The following is a 2,436-nucleotide window of genomic DNA, read 5'->3' as shown; positions in this document are numbered from 1 at the left end:
AGGTAGAAAAATGCTCCCTACTCCCTTATACCAATTTGATAAATATTTGCTACAAAGAGTTAGGCTATTTCTTAGGAGTCAACCCACCCCTAACCCCTCCCAGGAGGGGAAGGACCGAGTCAGGAGTCATAATGAATTGCTTCAATACCAGTTTTTAGGTCGTAAATTCTCTTTTTTGTCAAAGGGACATTTCCGGCAAAATCTTTTTATTGCACTTATTATTCATCACATTCTTTTTTCAAATTGGTATTACTTCCCCACTCCCCTTTCTGTATCCTAGCTCCTTCAAAAATAATACTTCAAGTTTTTAATAATCAAATAATTCTGGAACACGATTTTTTAACTGTTCATTTAAACGCGCTAATTCATCTCGCATTTGCAGATACCAATCCCGGCGCTGACGATAATTTTGAGAAAGTAAACGATTATTTTTCACCCAATCATAAGCGTTAATTGCTATTCTTTTTCTGAGATTTTCATCAGTTATTAGTTGTCTCAATTTTCTAGCAAAATCTGAAACAGAATGATAAATCAAACCAGTTTTACCATCAATAATTGAATCTTGATAAACTATTGGACTAGCAAGCACAGCTACTCCATAACCTGCACATTCAACAAATTTTAAGTCTGATTTCATTTGATTAATTGGGTTGTCATTTAAAGGTAATAAACCAAGGTCACAACTACCAAGAATCTCTAGATATTTATCATAACTACAAAATGGATAAAATTCTTTATTGGTTGTATTTAAACTTTCAAAAAATAACTTATCGTGGATGACTTTAAACCTAATTTTATCTTGATAATCTGACAATACTTGATTGATTATCGGCATAATTTCTTTCCAGTCTGCTTCCCTATTGACAGCTCCGAAAAATATGGTAAGATATTTATTATGGGAAAGTGTGCGCTCATATAGGGGTACTACTCTAGCCAATTGATTGTGAAAAACTACAACGTTGGGGTTATATTGACGTAAAAAATTAGCTAAGGATGGGGTAGAAGTTTGTACACAGTGACAGCCACGATAGCTAAGATAATTATTTTCAGCATATTCAGGACGACGTAACGGATTATCATCAATTTCAGCCACAATCAAATAACCCTTTTCCAGCAAAGACTTAAGTTTATGAAAGTCAGACGGATAATTTAAAATTGTGCGTTGCCAGATAAACACCTTTTCTTCTTGAGGCAACCCTATATTTAAGTCAGCAGTTTTCGTAGCAGAAAAAGTTCTCACCCCAGGAATAGTAGCGCTAAAGCGGTCTGGTTCCAGAACTCTGACAGTACCACAAACTTTCGGGTCCATAATTATTGTTTGAATTAATAATCTCCGGGGAGGGATAGGAGATTTGGTGACGCGTGCAATGAAATATTCAGCAGCAGTCTGAGTAGCGAACTTTTTTGAGTCCAAACCCAAAGCATCAACCAGACCTTCAGTTACTTGGAGAAACTGTTGAAACTCCTCTCCTTTTTCACCACGAGTTTGTATTTCATATACTTGTAAACCTGCATTAGCGAAACATGACTTTAGACTTTCCAGAGTAAACCAATGACGAATTATTTCCGAATTTTCCCAACCACCTTTAAGCAAATTAAAAATTCTGCACCAATGCTGTACATTTTGTACAATAGCCAAAACTTGACCATTATTTTTTAACCAAGTTTGATGATATTTCAAAACTTCAGTCGGGTCAGCGATCGCCATTAAATCTAAACCATAAATCAGACAATCTACTGTTTCTGGTTGGATATTTAGAGTCGAAAGATTTTGTTGTAAATTTCCTACAACAATTTTATCTACTTGTAAGACAGAATTTTTAGCAAAATCTGGATTAGATTCAATGACAATATAATAACAGTGAGGATTAATCTGTTTATATTGAGAAGCTATTGTGCCATTACCACAGCCAAATTCGATAATAACTTTAGCATCAGCAGGTATAAATTTTAGAAGTTCTTGGTGAATGGAATTTTCTGAAGAATTAAATCTAGTCTGAGTCATCTTCTCTAATTTAAACTGCTCAAAATAATACCATTTCTCAAAAACTTTTCAATAAGAAGGAAGAAGGAAGAAAGAAGAAGGAAGAAGGAATAAGGAAAAAAAACTGGCATTGCCTGAGTTTTTAGCTTTTGATATATCAAATACAGTAATAGGGACTGCTAAGTTATCAGTTATCAGTTATCAGTTATCAGTTATCAGTTATCAGTTATCAGTTGTCATAGATATTGTTAGGAGAGTGTTAGTCAGACTATATATATTTAACCCATGACTCTCACCGAGGGATAAAAAATTAACTACTCTCCGACATTCAAATTCTGAGATAACTCAACTTTTAAGCAGAAAAATTTGAATAGGAATGAGATATTTTCAACTCCACTAAAGAAAATTAACTACCAAATCTAAGTACTCTCTATATATATTGGAAAATTTGG

The 2,436-nt window shown here is 34.0% G+C and carries 1 protein-coding gene; it reads right to left on the bottom strand.

Annotated features, from left to right (window positions below; all coding sequences use genetic code 11):
* Window positions 1–307: 307 nt before the first annotated feature.
* Window positions 308–2,005 (bottom strand): methyltransferase domain-containing protein, encoded by a 1,698-nt coding sequence (locus tag F6K27_RS08995; RefSeq protein ID WP_287274989.1) that lies wholly within the window; start codon window positions 2,003–2,005, stop codon window positions 308–310.
* Window positions 2,006–2,436 lie beyond the last annotated feature (431 nt).

This window comes from Okeania sp. SIO2F5 (assembly GCF_010692685.1).
Classification (GTDB): Bacteria; Cyanobacteriota; Cyanobacteriia; order Cyanobacteriales; family Microcoleaceae; genus Okeania; species Okeania hirsuta.
This window is presented reverse-complemented; position numbering and strand designations above follow the sequence as displayed.

Excerpts from the sequence above, each read along its gene's own strand:
- F6K27_RS08995 (WP_287274989.1), bottom strand. The coding sequence starts at position 2,005 with ATGACTCAGACTAGATTTAATTCTTCAGAAAATTCCATTCACCAAGAA.